Raw genomic sequence first — 4,548 nt, 5'->3', positions numbered from 1 at the left:
GCTTCGAATATCTCCTCCGAGTTGTAAGGAATGAAGCCGTTGAAGAACGCACATCTGAAGAAGCGCGTCATGGCCACCCTGGTTTCCGCCACGGTGGCTTTTGGTGGTGTGACGGTCGTAGCTCCGACCGCTGACGCTGACCCGCGTATTACAAACGCCTACTCAGCACTGGATCAGGGCGATTACGACGCTGCGCTGCAGTACAACAAGACGCTCAAGGTCAACCGCAGCATGGACCTGATGACTACGGCCTACGGTCCGGGCTGGTGCATCGATGCCCACCTGGACGTGCCGCAGCACTACACCCAGTTTGATGTTCGTCGTCTGGACGGCACCTCTGGTTTTTACGGGTTTAACGGCAACATGGGCGGCGACCTCAACATCCACCCGGACATTGAGAAGGCTGCCATCAACCTGACCAAGACCATGCTGGACAGCTACTACGCTGGCCAGACCGAGGAAGTTCGTAAGAAGAACTTCGCTCTCCAGGCACTGCTGTCCAACAACCTGGAGCAGCTGGACAAGATGCGTGGCCTGATTCAGGGCGACGTGAAGTTCCAGTCCGGCACGAAGCCGCCTGAGGTTTCCGCCAATGAGTTCCTGAAGTGGACGGGCTTTGAGATTCGCCGTAACTACGGCAACCCGATTGGTCAGTCTGCTTTCTTCCTGTACAAGAATGAGCAGGCGTTCTCCCAGCTGAAGGTCAAGACCGGTGAGTACGTCACCGTTCTGGTACCGAAGTCCTACAACGTCTACGAGGACCTGACCAAGGAGCCGACCAACCAGCGCATCATTATCATTGCGCAGCCGGGTCTTGAAGGTTACGAGCCGAAGAAGAACATCGTCCGCGAGACGGTGACTAAGACCGCTGATCCGGTCACGACGACTGTCACCCGTCCGGCAGGCACCTCGACGGTGACTCACTACGTCCAGCCTGAGCACCACAAGGAGGTCGTTGAGCAGCCGACCATCACCAAGACCGAGGTTGTCTCGCAGGACGTAACGACGACCCAAACTGTGGTGCAGGCGGATAAGACCGTGACCACCACGAAGCGTCCGCGTGTTGAGCACAACACCGAGACCTACACCCGCGAGGTCGAGCCGACCACGGTGACCGAGACTGCCCCGCAGAAGACCGTCACCCGTTACGTCGATGAGCCGGTTCTGACCACCACGACCAAGACGATTACCCCGACTGTCACTGAGGATGCTCCGAAGGAGACCAAGTATGTGACGAAGACGGCTGAGCCGGTGTACACGACTAAAACTGTCACCGCAACGCCGAAGACGGAGACCGCAACTGTCACCGCAGCGCCAAAGACGACGACAGTGACTGCTCATGTCACCAAGACCAACGTCACCGAGGTCGAGCGTACGAAGATTGTGGAGCGCTACATCCGCAACTACAAGTACGCCATCGACTTCAACATGTCCGAGAAGTCCCGCCAGATCGAGGTTGAGAAGCTCGGCAACTGGGAAATCGAGTTCGTCGACGATTCGAACGGCCTGGTTAAGGTTGAGAAGAAGATTGTCAACGGTAAGGCTGTCCTGGAGATCACGCCGGTCAAGGAAGGCCGCGGCACGGTTCGCATCGTTGTCGTAGACGCTGAGGGCAACCGCCACGAATACATCATCAACGTGGTCAACGAGAAGACCGAGAAGATCGTTGAGACTGAGGCAGTGGTGAACAACCACTACTTCAACGTTGGTACTGGCAACCTGAAGCAGACCATCCAGATTGACAAGAACTGGAACTACGAGGTCGTTGAAGGCGGCGGCATCATCGACACCAAGGCTGTCGAAGGTGGCATTGAGGTCACCGCTAAGAAGAACTCCCGTGGCACCGCAAAGATCAAGGTGTACGAGGAGATCAACGGCAAGCGCACCGGTAACGAGAGCAACTATATCTTCAACATCGATGCGCTGGCAGACCGCTTCAACCAGTCCCGCGTGATTGGTAACGCCAACTCCTACAAGCTTGAGATCAAGGATGTTGAGCAGAAGCCGCAGATCAAGTCTGGCGAGGACCTGATTCAGAGCATCGAGAAGGACGACGAGGGCTTCTGGATCATCACCCCGAAGCCGGGTGCTGAGGGCGAAGCTGTCATCGAGGCCACCGACAAGGACGGCAACGTTTACACCTACACCCTGACCATCAAACACGGTACGAACGAGCTGGTCGACGTCCAGACGCACAACATCGTCGAGGGCGAATCCCGCGAGATCGTGGCCGAAGGCGACGGCTTCATCTTTGAGCCTGCAGGTTCCGCTTACAACCGGGACAACTGGAATGTCAAGCGTGAGGGCAACAAGTTCACGGTCACCAACAAGACCAACGACACCGCGACCTTCAACCTGTACAAGACCATCAAGAACTCCCCGGACCGCATCCTGGTAGGCGTCTACACCTTCATTGCGAAGCCGGCAGAGAAGGAAGACTTCACACCGGGCAACGTCGAGTACGACGTCATCGATCGCAACACTGTGAAGATCACCCCGGGTGACGCAGCTGGTACCCCGAACACGATCAAGGTCACCAAGAACGATGAGAACGCCACCGTGATCCGGGAAGACGGCGTCTACCGCATCATGCCGAAGCCGGGCTTCGAGGGCGACATCGTTGTTGAGGAGACCGCACAGGGCAAGCTCATCGCCACCTACACCATCCACGTGAAGAAGGGCGAGGTCGAAGAGCAGGTCAAGGACGTTGAGTCGAACTCTCTCGTTACCTTCTCTGGTGTGATGGACGGTCAGGTCGTGCGCATCACCGAGGGCGAGAACCTGGTGAACCTCGAGGCTTCTGACCTGAAGAACGGCCAAATTAAGTTCAAGCCGGGTGCTGAGGGCAAGGTTGTCATCGAGAACCTTAACTCCCGTGACCTGCCGTTCCAGCGCTTCATCTTCAACGTCAAGCCGGTTGACGTGCAGGAAGAGACCTTCGATCTTGTCGGCAACATTTCTGCAAGATTCCGTCTGAGCACGAACTTCACCTTCAAGGTCACCGAGGGTGAGGACATCATCGATGTTGAGAAGCAGGATGGCGGTTTCGTCGTCAAACCGAAGGACGGCAAGGAAGGCCGCGCTGTCATCGAGGTGAAGGATGGAAACGGCCACGTTGTGTACCGTTACATCTTCAACGTTGATGGCACGAAGAAGAACTCCGGCAACACGACCATCAACAACGAGTTCAAGCTCACCGAGAACGGCACCTTCAAGATCACCCGTCGCAACGAGAACAAGATCGTTGTTCAGGACGGCTCCGAGTGGGTCGAGGTTGATACCTCCAAGGACGGCGAGTGGATCCTGACGCCGAAGCCGGGTTCGGTCGGCAAGACCGTGACCGTTGTTGAGATGCGTAACGATGTCGTGGTCAAGCGCCACACCATCAAGATCGTGTCTGACCCGAAGCCGCTGAACTTCAAGGAAGAGCGTCGCGTATACATCGAGAAGCTCGACGGCAAGATCAACCCAGGCACCCCGGGCAACACCTTCACTATCCTTCGTGGTCGCGACCTCGTCGAAGAGCAGAAGCTGCCGGACGGTAGTGTCCAGATCACTCCGGTTGAGCAGAAGTACGCCCAGATTCTCGTTGAAGAGCGCGACCCTGAGGGCAACCCGGTCCGCATCGTCGAGCTCGAGATCCCGCCGACATCGCAGGGCGACACCACGACGCCGTCGATCTCCATCAGCGAGCCGAAAGGTAACGCCAAGGACGGCTGGACCTTCAATATCACCGGCGGCAGCAACAGTGTTGAGATCAAGGTGTGCAATGACGCCAAGTGTGTTCCGGTCGACCCGAATAAGGTCAAGCGCGAAGGCGACCAGATCATTGTCGATCCGGGCGCAATCCCGAACGGTAAGTGGGACTACCTCTGGATCGGTGGTGTCGAAAACGGCGTCCCAGCTAAGGGCGTAGAGCGCAAGGTCAACATCAAAGCCACCATCAATGTGAAGGACACCAACGGCAGCCAGAAGGGCTCCTCTGAGCTCGACGGCAAGTGCATTGCCTCCATCGTCGGCCTGTCTGCGCCGCTGCTGCTGGCCATCCCGCTGGGTATCCTCTCCCAGGTTCGCATCCCAGGCCTTGAAGGTCTGTCCGCTCAGGTGAACGACGCCATCCGTCAGGCGAATGACCAGATCCAGCGCGGTCTGGGTATCTACAACGAGGACCGTTCTCGCCGCGCAGCTGGCTTCCAGGGTGCGTTCAACGTCGCCAACCCGGAGATGCTGAGCCTCGCCGCTGGTTCCCTCGGCGCAATCACGCTCGGTCTGTTCCTGATCGACGGTGTGCTGCGTGCCTGCGGCCAGGGGGAGATGACCTCGTCCTACAAGATCGGTGAGGCCACCGGTCAGGAATGGATGATGTACGGTTCCTCCGGCAAGAGCTCCAAGGACCAGGCTGAAAAGCCGTCCGAGGAAGCTGGCGCAAAGGACAAGAAGGACGAATCCAAGAAGTAGATCGTTCTGATCCCTGAAAGCCCGAAGCCGACTTGGCTTCGGGCTTTCGGCGTTCTTTGAGGATTTGTTGAACAATTGCTCGGATTGTGG

Annotated in this window: 1 protein-coding gene; it reads left to right on the top strand. The window is 57.5% G+C overall.

Annotated elements, in window-relative coordinates; genetic code table 11:
* The first annotated feature begins 39 nt into the window (after positions 1 to 39).
* Positions 40 to 4,458 carry a hypothetical protein gene (locus HMPREF3145_RS01460; RefSeq protein WP_141740776.1) on the top strand — a complete coding sequence of 1,473 codons (4,419 nt, stop codon included), beginning with the start codon at positions 40 to 42 and terminating at the stop codon, positions 4,456 to 4,458.
* Positions 4,459 to 4,548: the final 90 nt, after the last annotated feature.

This window comes from Corynebacterium sp. HMSC05C01 (assembly GCF_001807155.1).
Taxonomy (GTDB): domain Bacteria; phylum Actinomycetota; class Actinomycetes; order Mycobacteriales; family Mycobacteriaceae; genus Corynebacterium; species Corynebacterium coyleae.
This window is presented reverse-complemented; position numbering and strand designations above follow the sequence as displayed.